The 19030-nt window shown below is 63.1% G+C and carries 14 protein-coding genes; 4 read left to right on the top strand and 10 right to left on the bottom strand.

The genetic code is table 11. From position 1 onward, the window contains the following. Positions 1 to 30 precede the first annotated feature (30 nt). The 3 genes from AC522E_RS07875 to AC522E_RS07865 form a co-directional block, all read right to left on the bottom strand. Positions 31 to 354 (bottom strand): DUF4387 domain-containing protein, encoded by a 324-nt coding sequence (locus tag AC522E_RS07875; RefSeq protein ID WP_500749852.1) that lies wholly within the window; start codon positions 352 to 354, stop codon positions 31 to 33. Position 355: 1 nt separating this feature from the next. Beyond that, entirely contained in the window at positions 356 to 1699 is a 1344-nt protein-coding gene (locus AC522E_RS07870; RefSeq protein WP_500749851.1) for an acyclic terpene utilization AtuA family protein, read from the bottom strand. Between the two features lie 180 nt (positions 1700 to 1879). Beyond that, entirely contained in the window at positions 1880 to 2770 is an 891-nt protein-coding gene (locus AC522E_RS07865; RefSeq protein WP_500749850.1) for a LysR substrate-binding domain-containing protein, read from the bottom strand. On the opposite strand from AC522E_RS07865, the gene AC522E_RS07860 reads away from it, so the two are divergent. Next, positions 2660 to 3967, top strand: coding sequence for an ABC transporter substrate-binding protein (locus AC522E_RS07860; RefSeq protein ID WP_500749849.1), 1308 nt, complete (start codon positions 2660 to 2662; stop codon positions 3965 to 3967). The two genes, AC522E_RS07865 and AC522E_RS07860, sit on opposite strands and share 111 nt — an antisense overlap. 336 nt (positions 3968 to 4303) lie before the next feature. Here the strand turns inward: AC522E_RS07860 and AC522E_RS07855 are convergent, their stop codons facing one another. Then, positions 4304 to 5518: an MFS transporter gene (locus AC522E_RS07855; RefSeq protein WP_500750611.1), complete on the bottom strand. Its 1215-nt coding sequence runs from the start codon at positions 5516 to 5518 to the stop codon at positions 4304 to 4306. Between the two features lie 17 nt (positions 5519 to 5535). Beyond that, positions 5536 to 6855 (bottom strand): tetratricopeptide repeat protein, encoded by a 1320-nt coding sequence (locus AC522E_RS07850; RefSeq protein ID WP_500749848.1) that lies wholly within the window; start codon positions 6853 to 6855, stop codon positions 5536 to 5538. 127 nt (positions 6856 to 6982) lie between these two features. Here AC522E_RS07850 and AC522E_RS07845 point away from each other — a divergent pair, with 127 nt between their 5' ends. Continuing rightward, entirely contained in the window at positions 6983 to 7780 is a 798-nt protein-coding gene (locus tag AC522E_RS07845; RefSeq protein ID WP_500749847.1) for an AraC family transcriptional regulator, read from the top strand. Between the two features lie 132 nt (positions 7781 to 7912). Here AC522E_RS07845 and AC522E_RS07840 read toward each other — a convergent pair whose 3' ends face one another. The 5 genes from AC522E_RS07840 to AC522E_RS07820 all read right to left on the bottom strand — a co-directional run bounded on the left by AC522E_RS07840 (position 7913) and on the right by AC522E_RS07820 (position 15698). Next, positions 7913 to 9673 carry a histidine kinase famiy protein gene (locus AC522E_RS07840; protein WP_500749846.1) on the bottom strand — a complete coding sequence of 587 codons (1761 nt, stop codon included), beginning with the start codon at positions 9671 to 9673 and terminating at the stop codon, positions 7913 to 7915. Positions 9674 to 9777: 104 nt separating this feature from the next. After that, positions 9778 to 12717: a GAF domain-containing hybrid sensor histidine kinase/response regulator gene (locus AC522E_RS07835; protein WP_500749845.1), complete on the bottom strand. Its 2940-nt coding sequence runs from the start codon at positions 12715 to 12717 to the stop codon at positions 9778 to 9780. Continuing rightward, entirely contained in the window at positions 12718 to 12930 is a 213-nt protein-coding gene (locus AC522E_RS07830) for a type II toxin-antitoxin system ParD family antitoxin (protein ID WP_500749844.1), read from the bottom strand. A gap of 223 nt (positions 12931 to 13153) precedes the next feature. Beyond that, on the bottom strand, positions 13154 to 14197 hold the full coding sequence (locus tag AC522E_RS07825) for a sensor histidine kinase (RefSeq protein WP_500749843.1): 1044 nt from the start codon (positions 14195 to 14197) through the stop codon (positions 13154 to 13156). Further along, positions 14181 to 15698, bottom strand: a complete 1518-nt coding sequence (locus AC522E_RS07820) for an ATPase domain-containing protein (protein WP_500749842.1) — start codon at positions 15696 to 15698, stop codon at positions 14181 to 14183. The genes AC522E_RS07825 and AC522E_RS07820 overlap by 17 nt, the downstream gene beginning before the upstream one ends. A gap of 258 nt (positions 15699 to 15956) precedes the next feature. Here AC522E_RS07820 and AC522E_RS07815 point away from each other — a divergent pair, with 258 nt between their 5' ends. Together AC522E_RS07815 and AC522E_RS07810 are read left to right on the top strand one after the other, a co-directional pair. Beyond that, on the top strand, positions 15957 to 16766 hold the full coding sequence (locus AC522E_RS07815) for a Crp/Fnr family transcriptional regulator (protein WP_500749841.1): 810 nt from the start codon (positions 15957 to 15959) through the stop codon (positions 16764 to 16766). Between the two features lie 203 nt (positions 16767 to 16969). Further along, entirely contained in the window at positions 16970 to 18961 is a 1992-nt protein-coding gene (locus AC522E_RS07810; protein ID WP_500749840.1) for a PAS domain-containing HWE histidine kinase family protein, read from the top strand. Positions 18962 to 19030: the final 69 nt, after the last annotated feature.

Here is a 19030-nt window from a genome sequence, read left to right as displayed (position 1 = left end):
GCTCTTCCCTCTGCATCGGTCCTCAGGAATCTAGGAGACCGGGATCTGGAGGTTCATCAACGGCACGTGATGCTGGCAGCCGTACATGTCGCCGTCTCCCGCCGATCCCTGGGCTCGCGGGCGAATGATAGTGATCTTCATCGCGTTGGCCATATCGATCTCGAAGAAGGACGAGATCTGGGAGACATCAATCCCATAGGCGGCAGCAACGCTCTGCGGGCTGATCGCTCCGGTAGAGCGCACAGCCTCATACCGATCCTTGTCCCGGAACAAGACATCGAATGTGATGCGGTACGGGCCGGCATTCTTGCTGCGCACGATATCCGCGAGGTCCTTCAGGGGGCGGGAGGTCATATCAGAGGTCCTCGAAATGCACGGGGAAAAGCTCGGTGGGTGAGCTGACCTTCATGAGGTGATAGGCGCTGAACTCGTAGACTGGACCGATATCGAGATCCGAAGGCGAATATGGAAAGGCGAGGTTGCCGGAAGTGTTTTTCACGGTGGGATAGTGATAGTGCAGCATGGCTCCGCTGATCTGATGGCAGGCAGCGTGGGCCAGTGTTTGGTCCTTTGCCACGACGTCGATGACAAGGCCCACCTCGCGCGCCCGAGCAGATTCGGGCTCGAGTTCCTTCATCACGCCGTCGTGTCCATAGACATGGAAGGTGATCGTCAATTCCTCTGGAGCGAAATAGGCGTGCGCCTTGGCCTTCACGTCTTCGAGGATGCTGTCGAGCGCATCGACAGTCGTCGGACAGCGGACGCCGGCAACGCAGATCGAACGATATCCGGCAAGGCGTGCGCCCTCGAGCTTCACGTAGTAGTCCTCGGTCTTGGTCAGCCTCGCCCCCCGCACGCCGACCTGACGGTCGCCGAGTTGTTCAAACGAACACTCCTTCAGAGAGATTTCGTGGCCCGGACCACCCTGCGTGAAAGGATTCTCCCGCTCGTAGAGCGAATGCGCCGCGACGGACTTCACCGACGCCCGCCTGTTCAGGCTTCCCGGCTCAAGCACGAAATGGTCGTCGTTGATCGTTCCGAGCATCACGTCCATCGCAAATGGCTCAGCAGAGAAGGCCCCGCACTCGAGGATCTTTCCCATATGGATCGCCAATGCGGGATCGCGGCCGCGCCAGATAGGATAAGAGGCGATGACCGAATCATCACAGGCCCTGCCGGCTATGATCACGTCAGCGCCGCCATCGAGAGCTGCACAGATCGGCTCATGACCCATCTGCGCGACGAGACTTACCGTCTCGTCGAGCATCTGCTGAGTCAACGGCGTGCCGGCCTCGAAATCCTTGACCTCGCCCGCCTGAACCGCTTTCTTTGCCCGCTCTATGGGTATGTCTGAGTAGATCCAGGCCAACCTGAGGTTCAGGCCAAGTTCCTTCACTATGCTGCGGACAATGGCGACCGTTCGGTCGACTTGGACCCCCGATCCCGCGCCCCCGGCACTGCCAACGATGACGGGGACGTTCGCCTTGCGACCCGCCTGAATAAGGGCCGTCAACTCGCGCTTTATGCTTACATCCGATACCAAGGGCTCGCCGGAACCAAGATAGTGCGGTCCGGGATCTGTCGATCCGGCATCGACCGCGATCACCGCCGGCCCGAGCGACATTCCGCGCGACAGCGCATCCTCGCCGAAGCCATACCCCAGCGTTCCTGTTGGAGTAAGAACCGTTATGGGATCCATAATTCACCTCAAGGCAGACTGCTGACCAACTGAATGCCTCCCGCCAAATACTTTGCTCGCGCAGTCGCTCGGCTTGGGAGATCTCGTCTGCATTGAGATCTGATGCAGGAGTTCCGTCAAATTGCTTGTTTGGCCTCAGCCATAACTGGAGGATATGTCTGACGTGAAACGTGCCGCCCGCTATGAGGCGTCGGCTGCGCGGATAGACCGCGACAGCTTGGCAAGCGTCTCTGTCAGTCGCTTTCTGACATGCTCAATGAGCGCCTTTGTTCCCAGGGACGTTTCCCGAAACGATGGAGTGATGATCCAGATGTCCTGAAGGACCGCCGGCGAGAAGGGCTTCACGACAAGCTCATCAGACCTGAATCCGACCGTGCTGAGCGGGTCCACGATCGCAACGCCCACCCCGGCCGAAACAAAGGAGCAGCAAGCTTCCGTCAGTTGTGCCTTCAGGACGATGTTCCGATCAACGTCACGATCAGCAAACGCCTGATCGATCTTGACCTGTGCGCGATCCTCCTCAACGAGCGACACGAACCGCTCCCCTTCCAGGTCACGGGCATCGATGATCGACTGTTTCGCCAATCGATGCCCGGGTGGAAGCACGCACACCGCCTCCATCGAACATAACTTCTCGAAATGAACCCCGGGGCTATCCAAAACGGTCATTCCAAAGCCCAGATCGACACCCTGGGAGGCAACTCTGTCCACGAGCAGCCAGGAATTGCGGCTCGCTACCGTGACGCGGAGCGAGGGCTTGTTCTCAATGAATTCGGCAAGAATGGGTGGGAGGACACGGGTGCCAAGGGACGGGAAAGTGACAAGCTTCAACTCACCATGATCGAACTGGCGTATGGCTCGGGCCCGCGCGGCGACGGAATCAACACCTAGGAAAACACGCTCTACCTCGGAATAGAGCATCTGCCCCTCGGCTGTGGGGATGACACCGTTCTTCTGCCGATGGAAGAGAGTGAAGCCGCAGCTCCGTTCCAGCAGAAAGATCAGTTTGCTGACCGCTGGCTGGGAAAGATGCAACTTTTCGGCCGCTCGTGTGAAGCTTCCCAACTCCATGATTGCCTTGAAAGCTTCAAGCTGTCGGACGTTCATAACTTCAGGTTATCTCAGTGGTTTGAATTTCGATTTGCCCTGTACCAAAAGACGTTTCCTCATAGCGCGTCCAGAGGATGCATGCAAAAGAAGAAGGAGGCTCAAGAGATGATCACAAGTACACGCAGCGTATTGGCCACCACGGTCCTGCTGATTGGTGTCGGCAATGCGCTGCCTGCCGTCGCGCAAGAATCCATTACAGTCGCGACCTATGGCGGCGAATGGGGTGCGGCCATGCAGGCCTGCATCATTGATCCGTTCACACGCGATACGGGCATTCGGGTCGTCCCCGAACCGGGCGTTTCCGGCGTGACCTTGAGCAAGCTCCGCCAGCAGAAAGACAGCCCCACAATGGATGCGGTCTGGCTCGACGGCGGCGTCTCCGAGATCGCTGCGGCTGACAAACTCCTGAGGCCGATCGATCCAGCTCGGATTCCTGGGGTCACAGGCATCATCCCGGAAGGCGCCTACAAGGACGGGTCTGGAGCCGTCTTCGCGGTCAGCACCGGCTTCTACTCGGTCGGTCTGGCTTATAGCACCAAGGACATCAAGCAAGCGCCCAGTTCCTGGCTCGATCTATGGAAGCCGGAATATGCCGGTGCCGTCACTTTCCCGAGTCCCGCAAACGCCATGGGCGTGCCCTTCATCGTCCATCTGGCCGGCCTGCTCGGCGGGAGCGTCGAGAACGTCACCCCTGCCTTTGAGAAGCTGAAGCAGTTGAAGGTTGCAGCCTATTTCGACAGCGCAGGCGCGGGTACGAACCTGTTCCAGAGCGGAGAGGTCATCATCGGTGCTCATTACGCCAACTCGGCGTATGCCATGAGAGACCAGAAGCTTCCGATTGCGTTCGTGGTCCCCAAGGAGGGCGCGATCGGGGGTGATATCCGTCTTCATCTCGTGGCCAACAGCAAGAAGCAGGAGGCCGCCGACAAGTTTGTCAACTACGCGATTGGCAAAGGCCCTGCAAAATGCATGGCGGAGAAGATCTATGTCGGTCCGGCAACGTCGGGTGTAGAGCTGAGCGACGATGCAAAGCAACGCATGCCATGGGGCCCAGAGGGCTCGATCAAGAGCCTGGCATTGCCCGACTGGAACAAGATCAATGCGAACCGCGCAGCGATTATCGAAGCGTTCAACCGAAACGTTGCGCTGAAGAAATGAGTCCTGCGCCGGGTCCAAGGTAGCGCGGCCATCCGCTGCCATAATGCGTCAGAAGTGGCAGGTCGGATCATGATCCGACCTGCTCTCCGCCAGCCGGAAGGAACGCAGCTGCAGAATGGCGGCTGCGGTCAGCACGGGACAAGCGAACCTCTACCCATCACGTCGCACTCGGTCATCATTCCCGGCCGTCAGTTCGACTTGCTGTAAGAGCGACCCTTGCACCATTGCCCTGCAGCAGTTGCGCCGCCGCGAGGCCGATGCGTTTCGATCCGCCGGCGTTGAGCGCCACCCTTCCCCAAGGCATGGACTTGAGCCATCCTCGTCATCCCATGACGATTAGCCGGCCGCTCGGCGGGTGCTGGAGGATGCTGTAAAAGCGAGAGCCGCGACCGCCAACGCGAGGGGGACGAACGACACCCACAGGACCATATCCCAGCCGTACGTGGTCAGCAGGCTGCCGGACGAGAACGAGCCCACGGCCATCGTCCCGAACACCAGAAAGTCGTTGAGTGACTGCACCCGCGTCCGCTCCTCGGGGCGGTGGCATTCAAGCACCAGCGCCGAGGCACCGACGAAGCCGAAATTCCAGCCGAGGCCGAGCAGGATCAGGGTCAGCCAGAAATGCGCCACATCCACTCCCGTCAGCCCGATGGCAGCGGAGGCTGCGGTGAGGGCCAAACCGCCAGCCACGACGCGGGGCGCGCCGAAGCGCGTGATCAGCCGACCCGTGAAGAAGCCCGGGGCATACATGGCGATGATGTGCCATTGCAGGCCCAGGTTTGACGATTCCTGCGCCAGGCCGCACAGCCGCATCGCCAACGGTGCAGCCGTCATGATGAAGTTCATCAGCAGATACGACACGACCCCGCAGATGACGGCGGTGATGAAGCGCGGCTGGCGCACGATGGTCCCGAGACGACGGCCGCCGGCCATTTCAGCCGCTGTGGGCATTGGAACCCGGACGCCGAGCAGGACGAGAGCAGAGACGGCTGCGACGGCGGCTTGGGCCAGGTAGGTCGCCGCAAACTGATGGGGTTGCCACAGGTCCATGGTGTAGGTGACGAGTTGCGGTCCGATCACACCGGCAAACACCCCGCCGGCCATGACTGTGGACAGGGCCCGTGGGCGACGTGCTGCCGGGACGCAGTCGGCCGCCGCGAAGCGGAACGACAGAACCACGGCGGCATACGCTCCGCCAAAGAACATCGCGGCGCAGAACAGCCAGAACGAGCCCATCACGATGGCAAGGCAAGCCAACAACCCGACAAGCACGCCGCAGCCTGTTCCCGTCAGGAAGGCGGCACGGCGGCCATGGCGGCGGGCGATGGCTCCGGCCGGCAGGGTGCAGGCCGCCATCCCAACCACGAAGATGGAGATCGGCAGTGTCGCCAGCGCATTGTTCGGGGCGAGCATGTTGCCGACGATAGCACCGGTGGCATACACGACCGCTGAGTTGGCTCCGCCGAGCGCCTGCGCAACGGCCAGCCTCCAGACATCGGCATCCCCGGAACGGACGGCCGGCGCGACCCCGGTCACCGCATTGGCGTTCATTTGTGACATGAGATTCCTCAGACTGCGAGCATGGTGTTCCAGCGCATATCGCGCGGCGACGGGCGACGGTGGAGGCGGCGGTCGAGAAGCTGGCGAGCCTTCGTGGCCGCGCCGCTGCGCATCAGGGCGAGAAGGAGCATGTCCTCGAACATCTCGCGCTGGGCACCGCTGCCGCCGATTCTGACAACCTCCGCTGCCACCGGCTCCAGGATGCGAGCGCAGGCAGCGTAGTCCTCTTCCGCGAAGGCGAGCGCAGCGCAGCAGATCGCCGGCACCACCGGCCCGGCGGCCAGGGCGCCCACCTCGATCAGGTCCATCTGGGCCCTCACGCGCTCTTCGACAGCGGCCTTGTCGCCGGCCGCCGCCGCGATGAGCGCCATATGGACGTCCGCGAAGGCAAAGCCGGCCTTTTGGAAATACCCGCCGGAATAGGTCGCTGCTTGCCGCCACAATTCCATCGGCACAGTGTGGCCATAGGCTTTGAGCCGCCACAGGAACGAGGCGGTGTCGCTGACCACGTTGACCGGCATGCCGGCCGTCACCGACGGCTGGATGTGCTCTGCGTAGATCGCCAGCGCCTGCTCCGGATCGCCTCGCTCCAGCGCACCGAGGGCGGAGTGCCAGGCGATGTGGCCGTGGAGGATGCCGATGCGGTCGTAGCTCGGCAGCCAGTCGGCGATCAGCCGCTCCGCCTCATCGTGCGAGCCGCCCTCGTACATGGCGTGCGAGAGCGCGTGTGCCGCGTTTGCGTTGTTTCTCCGCAGGTCGAAGCCGCGCTGCGCGAGGGCGCGGCCGTGCGCGACATCGCCGTTCTCCGCATGAGACCAGCCGCGATAGGTCAAGAACCACCAATCGTCGGCGTCGAAGTGGCGGGCGTGGCGCTCGCAGAGGTCAACGCGTGCCTGGTCGTGTCCTGCCATGCCAGAGAAGGCGAAGAGCCCGAAGGCTCCGAGGGGCAGCGACAGGATCAGGACGTCCCGCGGCCAGATGTCGGCATGGGCGAGCGCCACCTCCAGCGCCTTGGCTGCCTGGCCGTTGATGGCCAGTGACAGGACCTTCACATGGCTGCGCTCCCGCTCGGTCCCGCGTCGGGCGACGACCTTTTCCGCCGTCGCGATCCGCGCCTTGGCCTTGGCCAGCTCAGCCCGTATGGCGTGCAGGCGGGCACGGGCGGCATGGGCGAGAGCGAAGTCCGGATCGGCCGCGATGGCTTCGTCCAGCGCTTCCGCGGCACCGGGCCACGCCGAGAGGAGCAGGTCGACGCCCTCCCGGTAGTGGTCGGCCGCGCGGTCGGACATGGTCGAAAGGGGCAGACCACGGCTATCGAAGCGGGTCATGGCAGGTTCCTCCTTTTGCGATCGGCGCCCTGGCGCTCATTCCAGCGGCTTATACGGGATTGGCGTCTGTCCGTATTTTGACAGACCGTCATTTGATGTAGAATAACGGTCAAATTGGAGGCTGGACATGTCATGGGAGACGATCCAGGCGCCACCTGGCGTGGCGCCACCTCAGCCGATCACCGTGCGTGCACAGTCGATCCCGGCGCGCCACTACTTCCCGGAGCACGCGCACAGCTGGAACCAGATGGTATATGCGATCTCCGGCGTCCTGACGGTGGCGGTGGAGGGACGCTCCTTCGTCATCTCGCCGGAGCAGGCCGTGTGGCTCCCGACGGGCCTGCGACACCGGGCCGGGTCCCTGCTCGGGGCGGAGTTCCGTAGCCTCTGGATCGCCCACGAGGCTGGCCGAGGGCTACCGACAAGTCCAACCGTATTCAGCGTCACGCCGTTGCTGAAGGCCCTCATCGTTGAGGTCACCGCAATCGAAGGAGAGGAGGATCATGGCGGCTATGCCGGCCGCGTGATGGACCTGATCCTGGACCAGCTCCGGCGTGCGCGCGCCCTTCCGGGCGCACTCCCTTGGCCCTGCGGGGGGTCCTCCCTGACGGCGCTGTGCGAGGCGATCTACGCCAACCCCGCCGACCCACGTGGACCGGAGGCATGGGGCCGGGAGCTTGGGATGTCGGAACGAACCTTGACCCGCCGCTTCGAAGCGGCGGTGGGCATGAGCCTGCGCTCCTGGCGGCGGCGAGTACGGCTGTTCAAGGCAATCGAGCTGCTCGGAGGTGGCCTGGACGTGACCCGGACGGCCATGGAGCTTGGTTACGGCTCCACGTCGGCTTTCGTGTACGCGTTCCGGATCGAAATGGGGTGCAGCCCCCAGGCCTATATGCGTGGACGTGCAGCGGATCGGGCCGAATGACCGCAGCGGGTCGGCGTCTGGCATATGCCAGGAGCGGTCCCCTCAAGCCCGCCGAAATTGAAGGGAAACTGTGTCGAAGTGCCCATGGCGCCAACCGGGGAAGCCCTCCAGCCCCGGCAATGAGGCGCGGCGTCAACCCTCGTGCCGCGGCCCCCGCGATACGCCTCTCTGGCGCACTCGCCGCTCGCGTCCACGGCCGTTCAAGGCTGCCCTCACCCGATCCGCCAGTTCCGTGCGCCGATACGGCTTCCCGATCACGTCGGCTCCGGCCGAGGCCTTGCCCTCCGTCAGAAGGTCGTCGTTGTAGCCGGTCGTCAGGAGAATCCCGACGCTGGGTGCCCGTTCGCGGACAACGTCGGCGAGCGCCAGCCCATTCATGCTGCCCGGCATGACCAGGTCGGTGAACAGCAGATCGATTTTTCCTTCTGCCTTGCCGAATACAGCAAGTGCATCATCCGCATCGTGGGCCGTCAGCACATTGTAGCCGAGCGCCGTCAGGTGCTCGCGCGCGAGTTCCAGAATGTCATGACTGTCCTCAACCACGAGGATTGTCTCCGCCTGCCCTCGTGGCTCCGCATGCGCTTGATCCCGGCTCGGCTGGCGGGGCGCCGCTGCCTGTGCGTCCGCCACCGGGAAGAGCATGCGCAGCGTGGTGCCCTTGCCGCGTTCACTCTCGATATCAAGGCGACCAAGGGACTGCTGCACGAAGCCGTGCACCATGGCCAGACCGAGCCCGGTGCCCTTGCCCTGGCTCTTGGTGGTGAAGAACGGTTCGGTCGCACGCTCAAGCACATGAGGCAGCATGCCTTCGCCCTCATCGCTGATCGTCAGGGCCACATAGTCCCCGGACGGGAGATGGAGAGCGGCAGCATCGCCGTTCAGGTGGACCTTGGAAGTGCCGATGGTGACGGTTCCGCCCTTCGGCATGGCATCCCTGGCATTGATCAGGACGTTGAGCACCGCCATCTCCAGATGCACCGGATCGACCAGGGCCGGAGGAACGCGGGATCGCAGGTTCAGCTGGACCTCGATCTGCGGACCGACCGAATTATCCAGCATCTCACCGAACTCGGTGATCAAGGCGTTGAGGTTCGTGGGCTTAGACTCAAGCCGTGTCTTGCGGGCAAAGGCCAGGAGCTGCTTGGTCAGCTTCGCGCCGCGCTCGGCTGCCCGGCTGGCGTTCTCCAGCGGCCGCCTCAAGGACTCGTCATCGGTGCGCGACAACACCAGTTCAAGGTTGCCGGAGACCACTTGCAGAAGATTATTGAAGTCGTGCGCCAACCCTGCCGTGAGCTGTCCGATGCTCTCCATCTTCTGTGCATGCCGGAAGGCCTGCTCGGACGTCCGGCGTCGCGTCACGTCGAGCTGGGATGCGAAGAAATACAGAAGCTTGCCATCCACATCGAATACGGGGCCAATAAAGCAGGCGTTCCAGAAGGGTGTTCCGTCGCGCTTGTAGTTCAGGAGTTCGACCGAGACGGCCCGCTGTTCTTTGACGGCCTGTCGCAGCTCGTCGACGGCCTCCCGGTCGGTATGGGCCCCCTGGAGGAACCGGCAATTGCGTCCGAGAACCTCCTCCTCCGTATAGCCGGTCAGGTCCTGGAAGGCGCGGTTGGCGAAGACGATGCAGTTGTCCGGCTGGTTGGGATCCGTGAGGATCATCGGCATCCGCGTCATCTCGATGGCGGCAAAGAACACGTTTCCACGCTCGCCGAGCCCCGGCTGGGTGATCGTAGCCTCCTGCCAGTGGTTTATCCCCGGGCCACCTGTCGGGTTAAAGGAGACATGTTCATGCTCGCCTGCCGCGGGCGTACCGATGCTCTGACCACCACCCTGGATATCTGGTGCGGTGTTCGGAGCGGATCGTTCGTCAATCTTCTGATCGTGACTCATAAAAACCCTGCGACCCAAGCTCGATCCAGGTCTCACCTAGTCGATTGTGGACATATGCTATTGAATGTTCGGCTCCAGCCGGAGGAGCACTTGGAAGCGAGCCATCACTGTGAGGGATGCCGTCCCCCCGTAAAACGTCGCAGTATCCGCGACAGTTCCTCGGCCGCATAAGGCTTCTGCAGCAGCTCGAAGCCGTGCCTGCCCTTCTCGGCCAGCACATGGCTATACCCCGACGTCAAGATAACCGGAAGACCCGGGTGGAGCCGCCGGATTTCCTGGCCAAGCTCGATGCCGCTCATCCCGGGCATGACCACGTCGGAGAAGACGATATCGAAGCTGTGCGCCGTCTGCAGGAGCGTGAGCGCTTCGACCGCATTGGCAGCCCAGGTCGTCTCGTAGCCGAGGTCCTGCAGGACCTGCGTGGAGAAGCGTCCCACCTCGACATTGTCCTCCACCACAAGCACACGGCGACCGCGTCCCTCCTCGGGTGCCGCGGCTGTCGTCGCCTTGCGTGAACTCTCGGCGGCGACAGCCTCGTCGATGCGGGGCAAGTACATAGTAAAGGTCGTACCGCGACCCATCTCGCTCTTGACCGTCACGTCGCCGCCCGACTGCTTGGCGAACCCGTAGACCTGTGACAGCCCCAAACCCGTCCCCTTGCCGATGTCCTTGGTCGTGAAGAAGGGCTCGAAGATCTGGACGAGCTTGTCCGGCGCGATGCCAACCCCAGTGTCCGACAGCGAGATGGCCACGAACGGGCCCGCTCCGCCCCGGTGCCCCCGGATGGCAGGCATATCGGATACCTCCTCGACCCGTACCGTGAGCCTGCCCTCGCCATCCATGGCATCACGCGCATTGACCACCATGTTGACCAGCGCGGTCTCGAACTGGCTCATATCGGCCTCGATCAGGCAGCCCTTGCTGACCATCTCCCGCACGATGCGGATGCGCGAGCCAACAACCGTGCGCAGCATGTCGGTGATGACACTGATGCGCTCGGCCGCATCGAATACCTCGGGCTTCAGGGCCTGACGGCGGGCAAAGGCCAGGAGTTGGCCCGTCAGTCTGGCAGCACGGTCGACCGTGTCGGAGATGGCATCGACGTAGCGCCGCCGCCGCTCGTCAGGCAGACCCGGCTTGCGGAGCAGGTCGGTGGACGACTTGATGATGGTGAGCAGGTTATTGAAATCATGTGCCACGCCGCCGGTGAGCTGGCCCACCGCCTCGAGCTTCTGCGACTGGCGCAGGGCGTCCTGGGCCTGCGCCAGGGCTGCAGCGGCTTCCTTCTCCGCCGTGACATGCCGGCCATAGGCATAGACGAACTCGCCCTCGACGGAGGTGTGCCAGGATATCCAGCGCGGGGTTCCGTCCTTGTGGCGATAGCGGTTCTCGAAATTGGTCAAATCATGGGCGGACGCCGCCTCATTGAGCCCATCCAGGGTCAGCGCAGCATCCTCGGGCCAGATGAAATCCAGAAAACTGTGGCCGACCACCTCCTCCGGCTCGTACCCGAGAATGAGGGTCCAGGCCGGATTGACCGCGCGGAAGATACCGTCGGCACCCACGATCACGAGAAGGTCGCGCGAGTTGCGCCACACCCGATCATACTCGGCTGTGCGCTCCTCGATCTGCTGCTCCAGTGAGGCCGCAAGGGCATGCAGCTCCCGCTCGGCCTCCAATCGCGCCACTGCGGTCCGGGTGCGCTCGGCCACCTCACGCACGAGGGCGAGTTCGTCGTCCTGCCATTTTCGGGCCGTAGCGTGATTGAGAAACAGCAGGGCGACAAAGTTGCCCCGCTCGGTCACGGGCATATTGATGAAGGCTTGTGCGCTGATCGCCCGCAGCATGCCGGCCGTGGCAGCCGTGCGCGGGTCCTGGTCGGCGTCGGCGATCACCGCCGTTTCGCCGCGCTTCAAATCCTCGATGTACGAGCCATAGTCGCGGAAATGCAGCACACCGGCGATGCTCTCGATCCCGGGAGCATTCCAGTCACGGGCGATCGAAATGGTCTCGGAGGCCTTGTCGACCGTGCCGTAGCCGGCCCGGCTCACCTCCAGCGTTCGCCCGAGAATCTCGGCCGCAGCAAAGGACAGTTCGTCAGGATCGGTGATGTCGCGGATGCAGTCGCCGAGTTCAAGAAGTGCCCGGCGGTGTGCTTCGGCACGGACTCGCTCCGTAACATCATATCCTTCCACGAAGATGCCGGTCACGGCTCCGTTCGCATCCGTCATCGGCTGGTAGACGAAGTCGACGTAGCGCTCGTGGACGGATCCACCAGGTTCCAACTGAACGGAATACTTCGCAGCCTCCAGGTTGAGAGCCTTGCCGCTGCTGTAGACCTCGTTCAGCAAGTCCAGATAGCCTTGCTCGACGGCATCCGGCAGCGCCTCCGCGACAGTTTTGCCGACCACGTCACGATGGCCGATGACACGCAGGTAGGCGGGATTGGCCAATCTGAACCGGTGCTCGGGCCCTTCCAGCATCGCCACGAAGCCTGGGGCCTGCTCGAACATCCGGGTCAGGCGCTCCCGTTCGGCATGGGTACGGCGGTAAGCCAGGACTTTGTCGGTTGTCTCCTGAGCGACGCAGAAGATGCCCATGATCCGGTCGTCGTCGCCCCGAAGCGGCGTGTAGGAGTAGCTGAACCAGCTCACGTTCCGGTCACGACCGGCAAGCGCGAACGGCATGTCCTCGAACCACTGCGCCTCACCGGTGAGCACGGCCGCGTTGATCGGGCCCAGCGTTTCCCAGATCTCCGCCCATAGGGTTGCCGCGGGCTGGCCCAGCCCGGCAGGATGCTTGGTGCCGAGAATGGGAATATAGCCATCGTTGTAGAGCGAGATCTGCTCAGCACCCCAGGCGATATATGCCGGCTGCCGCGCCTGAAGCATGAGGCTGACAGCCGTCTTCAGCGCCTGCGGCCAATCTGCCGGAAGCCCAAGCGGCGATGCCGTCCAGTCATGCGCCCGGATCTGCTTCCCCATCTCACCGCCACCCGCCAGAAAAGCGGGGCTTGTGGGAAAGTCAGGCTTGCTGTTCATCATTCAAGCCTGACCTGCCGGCAGCGCGGTTCCCCTGCGCTGGTTGCGCTGCTCCTGCCTCCGGAGGAGGCGAAGGCCCGCCCGAACCACCTCGCTGGCATTCTGATACTGGCCTGAGGCGACCTGCGCGCGGATGAACGCGTTCAGCTCCGCCGTGAGGGAGACGTTGCGGGTCTGGTCGGTGGACATGGATGAGGGCCCGGTGAGAGGGGTCATCTAGTTGTCAAGAATTGACAATCAAGTGAGGTTCGGCGTGGTGCGGCAATGCAGGCATTGGACCAGGCACGGATGACCTCCACGCTTTGGCCGGATGGCTTTAGCGTCACTGGCCGCATCTCGAAAGATCCACTTTGCCGCATCGTCAGGGTCAATGTGCTGAACAGCGAACGGGCAAGGTTCAGCGGAAAGATGAAGTCCGCTTCCGGGGGCGTGACAACGGTCAATACTCTGGCACGAGGCGCTCCTCGATGAGAGGAATGTCCATATGGCAGGACAGCCCCTCGGGGTCGTAGTCGATGCTGATCGCTGCGCGGCATTGATGGGTTAGCACCCGATGCAGCAATGTGGAGCCGAAACCCTTGCGCCGCGGCTGTTCTACCGGCGGGCCGCCCCGCTCGACCCAGTCGATGTCAAGACGGCGCCCCGTCTCCAGATCCCGGATCTTCCAGAGCACAGAAATCTGTCCCCCTGGAACCGAAAGCGCCCCGTGCTTGGCGGCGTTCGTGGTCAGTTCATGCACCGCCATCCCGATTGGCACCGCCAGATCGGCGGAAAGCTCTACGGGCGGACCGTCGAGAACGATTCGCCGTTGCGCGCCATCGTCGTAATGGGCCAACTCGTTCCTGAACATCTCGATCAACGGCGCCGTCTGCCAGTAATCCTCGGTCAGGAGATTGTGGGTATTGGACAGAGAGACGATCCGATCCGCGAACGAGTGGTAGAACTCCTCCACGGAACGCGTCGAACGGGCCGTGGCCCCGAGGAGCCCTTGGACGGTTGCCAGGGTATTCTTGACCCGGTGATGCAGCTCACGGATGAGCAGGCCCTGGCGCTCATGGGCACGCTGCCGCTCCTTGAGGTGCACTTCGACTTCCCGCTGCCGTCCTCTTGCCCGCAGGGCTGACCGTACGGCATTCACCAGAACGGCCGGGTGGAATGGCCGTTCCAGCACGGTGACGTTCCCGAGCAAGTCCGTCAGGTGTTCGGCGGGGGAGCCGCCACGATGGATGAGCAGGATGAAAGGAAAGTCGGACCATGGTGGCTGAAGGTTGATCCACTCGGCGAGCACGCGCCGATCGGCGCTGAGCAGCCCCTCCTCCGTGATGACGGCGCAGGCCGACGCGTCCAAACCCGGGACAAGGGTCTCGAGGCTGGCGCAGATCGCGGACTTCATCCCGACCTCGCCCAGTATGGCCGCCGCCACTGTGCCATCCCGCCCATGCGGGGCGAGGATCAGCACGGACACATCATCGGCCTGCGTCATGGTCGGTCTCACGCCCCTCCAGAAGCGAGGCGCGATGGCCCTCGAACGTCGGCACGCCCGTCAACACGCCCCGGAACTGCTCCAGCGGCGGACCAACGCGCAAACCCCGACTGTCGATCCGAAATTCCCTGATCGTATCCTCGTGCGAGCCGGTACGTCGCTTCACCACCGACAGCGCCCGCCGGATGCGGCCGTTCGCCTCGAAGAACCGCAGGAGTACGACGGTATCGCTGAGATAGGTCAGGTCGATCGGCGAAACCATCTGGCCGACCATGCCGTGCTGGGCCAGGATCAGGATCGTCACCACGCCCTGCTGGTTGAGATAGGTGAGGAGCTCGTGCATCTGGAGGACGATGAAGGGCTGCTCCGGCATGGCGTTCAGATAGCCGGTCAGGCTGTCGATCACGACGACCTTCGCCCCACCCTGCTCGACCGCTTCCCGAACACGGCCAGAGAATTCTCCCGGAGAGACGTTGGCCGGATCGATCTGCTCGATGCGGAGCCGCCCGGCCTCGACATGAGGAGTGAGGTCGAAACCGACACCCGCGGCTCTTTGCAGAAGAATACCGATGGTTTCGTCGAAGCTGACCATCAGGGCCGGTTCGCCACGCCCCAAGGCAGCGCAGAGGTAGCCCAAAGCCAAAGTGGACTTGCCCGCTCCCGACGGACCGACCACCAACGTGCTGGTGCCGCGGCTCAGGCCGCCACCCAGAATGGTGTCGAGTTCCTCAATGCCGCTCGGGATCGCATCGAAGGCGAATTCCCTGTGATGATCGGCTGCCGTGAGGCGTGGAAAGATCCGCAGACCACCGCGCTCGATGACGAGATCGTGATAGCCGCCCCGGAAGGCCGTGCCCCGCATCTTTGTAACCGTGATCCGACGGCGTTCCGACCCGTATGCCGGCACGATCTGGTCGAGGCGGATCACGGCATGGCTGATGGAATGCAGGTTGAGGTCATCCTGCTCGGAGGTGAGATCGTCGAGCATCAGGACGGTTGCATCGTTGAGCAGGAAATAGCTCTTCAGAGCCAGGACCTGTCGCCGGTAGCGCAGGGAACCTTGGGAGAGAAGCCGGATCTCCGAGAGCGAATCGAACACGACCCGGCTGGGCCGGACCCGCTCGATCTCCGCCAGGGCCATTCGAACAGTCTCGCCGAGTTCCAGGTCGGAGGAATAGACCAAGCTCTGTTGCCGTTTCGGATCCAAACTCAACTCTGGCGGCACCAACTCGAAGATCTCGATCCCGTCAAGCGACCAGCCATGGCGCGAGGCGACGGAGAGTAGCTCCCGCTTGCTCTCGGACAAGGTGATGTAGAGACACGTCTCGCCCCGCCGGGCGCCTGCAAGCAGGAACTGGAGGCCAAGGGTGGTCTTGCCGGAGCCCGGTCGGCCCTCGATGAGATGGGCGCGGTTGGTGGCATACCCACCGGCGAGGATGTCATCGAGCCCTGGAACGCCTGTCGGGATCGGTGCAGCGTCGGAGTGCGGCGGAAATGTCATGAAAAGCCTCAACAGGTTAGCGGACTCGGTCCAGCCGCAAGTCGTCGGCTCAACCCTCGTGCTTTCATCTGCCGAGGCCGACGTCTGGCTCATGTCACTGGCATGCCCCGCCGTGGAAGGACATTGGCGTGTCCTTGTAGAGAGGACTGGCGGGTCTGTCTGTCTACATGTGAACACAGGCCGATCCCTATGTTCACGATTGAACGTAAGTCGCCGTAGCGCGTTGGACAGGCCGAAGCGGTGGAGGAAAGACGCCTGATGCAGCCAGCCATGATCTCGACGCGCCTCAGGGAGAGGATTGCCAGCAATAATCTGCTGAGCGCTCTCAAACCTGAAGACCTGGCCATCGTGGCACCCTCCCTCCAGGAGTGGGAGGGAGAAGCCGGAGCGAAACTCTACCAGCCTGGGGATGAGGTCAGATTCGTCTACTTCCCTTGCGGACCCAGTCTGGTCTCGTTCGTGGTCGAGCTTGAGGATGGTCTCACCGTCGAAACGGCCCTGATCGGGCGCGAGGGCGCCGTCGGCGGCATTGTGAGCCAAGGACGCCTTCCAGCCTTCGCCCGCTCCGAGATCCAGTTCCCGGGGCCGTTCCTGCGCCTATCCACGGCCGATCTCGAGGAATTCGAAACCCGGTCGCCGACCCTGCGACACCTCTTCGCCCGCTACGCGGATTGCATGCTGGCACAGGTGTTCCAATCCGTGGCGTGCAACGCGGTTCACACCATCGAGCAGCGAACGGTGAAATGGTTGCTGGCCGCCATCGACCGGACCGGCGATCATGACATACCCCTGACGCAGGAGCAGTTGGCCAGCATGATGGGGGTCGGCCGAAGCTATGTCAGTCGGGTCATACAGTCCTTGAAGCGCAGGCATCTTCTGGAGACCCGAAGGGGCGGTGTTCGGGTCCGCGACATGGACAGGTTGGATTCCCTGTCATGCGGCTGCAACCATGCTTTGCGCCGTCACTTCAATCAGGTCCTGGCCGGCGTCTATCCAACCCTCGAGGAAAGTTCTGAGCAAAAGGCGGCGGCTGGCAGCAAACGCCCTGGATCCAGGATGAGCGCCTGAGAGGCCGCATGGAACGCCCCGCCCCCGCCGGTTCTCCGAGAGTGACTGGATGTTCCACTGCCAATCAATACGGTACGGGATCGAATCCTCCGCTTTCGGTGTTGGTTCAGTGATCCTGTGTGCCCGTCACCCGTCGAATCCCACGTCAGATGAAGGCGTGACCACTCAGCTTCGTCTGGGAGGTGTAACTGAAAGAACCGCCATTGGCCCACGCCCCGCCGCCTTCCACCCATGCCGAGTTCCTGACGGGCGGCGGCGAGATGGGCGCGCTGATGCGCGCGCGCGACTGGTCGATCTCGCCCCTTGGGGCGCCGGAGACCTGGCCGCAATCGCTCCGCTCCGTGGCCGGACTCCTGCTCAGCTCCAAGTTTCCGATGTTCGTCGCGTGGGGCGAGGACCTCGGTTTCCTCTACAATGATTCCTACGCCGAAATCCTCGGTGCCAAGCACCCGACCGCGCTTGGCAGTCGCTTCCACGACATCTGGGCCGAGATCTGGCCCGATATCTCACCCCTGATCGACGCTGCCATGGCCGGCGAGGCCACCTATCGTGAAGACCTCCCGCTCATCATGAACCGGAAAGGATACGACGAGCAGACCTGGTTCACGTTCTCCTATTCACCGGTGCGGGAGGAGAGCGGACAGGTCGCCGGCATGTTCTGCGTCTGCACCGAGACCACGGAGAAGGTGCAGGCGGAGCAGCGGGCGAGGTTCCATATCGACCTGAGCGAGCGTCTGGCCACCCTGTCCGACCCACGATTGATGACACGTGCGGCGGCCCAGGCTCTCGGCACCCACATCGGTGCGGATCGTGCCGGCTACGGCGAGATCGACGACACGGGGCAGCACGTGACAGTCGAGCAGGATTGGACACAGGATGCGTCCATTGCGAGCCTCGCCGGTGAAGCTCATATCCTGGACGCCCTCGGCCCTGCGGTGACTGCGGAGCTGCGGGCCGGGCGTACGCTCATCGTCGAGGATTGTCTCAATGACCCTCGGGCCGGCGTGGACCATGCTGCCACTTGGGCCAGTATCGGCTGCCGCTCGCTGATCGTGACGCCCTTGATCAAGGATGGGCGGTTCCGGGCCCTCCTGTACGTGCACGCGTCCGAGCCGCGCCACTGGACAGCAACCGAGGTCATGCTCGTCGAGCGCGTCGCCCATCGCACCTGGGACGCGGTTGAGCGTGCCCGCATCGAAAGGAACCTGCGCGACAGCGATGCGGCTTTGCGAGAGAATGAGCAGAGGCTGCGCGCGACCTACGAGCATGTCTTCGCGGGCATTTGCGAGGTTGACCGGAACGGGCGCTTTCTGCGCGTCAACGAGCGGCTGTGCGCCATCACCGGCTACAGCCGGGAGGAACTGCTCGGGCGCAGCTTCTGGGACCTAACGCACCTCGATGACCGCGAGGCAGACCTGGAGCGGTTCTCCCATCTGATACTGGGGAAAACCAACACCTACACTGTCGAAAAGCGCTGTATCCACAAAGATGGTCATGAGGTCTGGGTGGAGGTGGCCGCCTCCCGGGTCGATGATTCACTCGGAAATCCGTTGTACGGCATCCGCGTGATCCAGGATATCGGCGAGCGGAAGAAGGCCGAGGAGCAGCAGCGGCTTCTCATCCATGAACTCAATCACCGAGTGAAGAACACGCTTGCGACCGTGCAGTCCATCGCGACGCAGACGCTGCGTGGATCCGAGACGCCCATCGAGGCCCGCGAGGCGCTGGAGAGCCGCCTGTTCGCACTCTCCCGCACTCACAACGTGCTCACCCGGGAGAACTGGGAAGGCGCCCTGCTGCACGAGATCATCGCGGACGTCATCGAGCCCTACAGCACCGGCAGGGAGGCTCGGATCCGGTGCCACGGCGGTCGTGTCCATCTTGTGCCGCGCATGGCACTCGCGCTCTCAATGGCGATTCACGAGTTGGCTACCAACGCGACCAAGTACGGGGCGCTCTCGAACGGGAGCGGCGAGGTTCACCTGACCTGGATGCTGGACCATACACCGAACCCACCTCTTCTGCTCCTGCGATGGGAGGAGAAGGGCGGCCCGGAGGTCAAATTCCCGTCACGGAAGGGGTTCGGATCCCGACTGATCGAGCGCAGTCTGGCACACGACCTGAGCGGAGGAGTCCGAGTGGAATACGCTCCCACGGGCCTGATCTGCTCGGTCGAGGCTCCAATGCCGCGGTAACGTCCCCACAACGGTGTCGCGACCTCCGGCAGCAAGAGCATCACGAGGATTGTCAGGGCGACGATCAAG

Source organism: Microvirga sp. BF8, from assembly GCF_059888585.1.
This window is presented reverse-complemented; position numbering and strand designations above follow the sequence as displayed.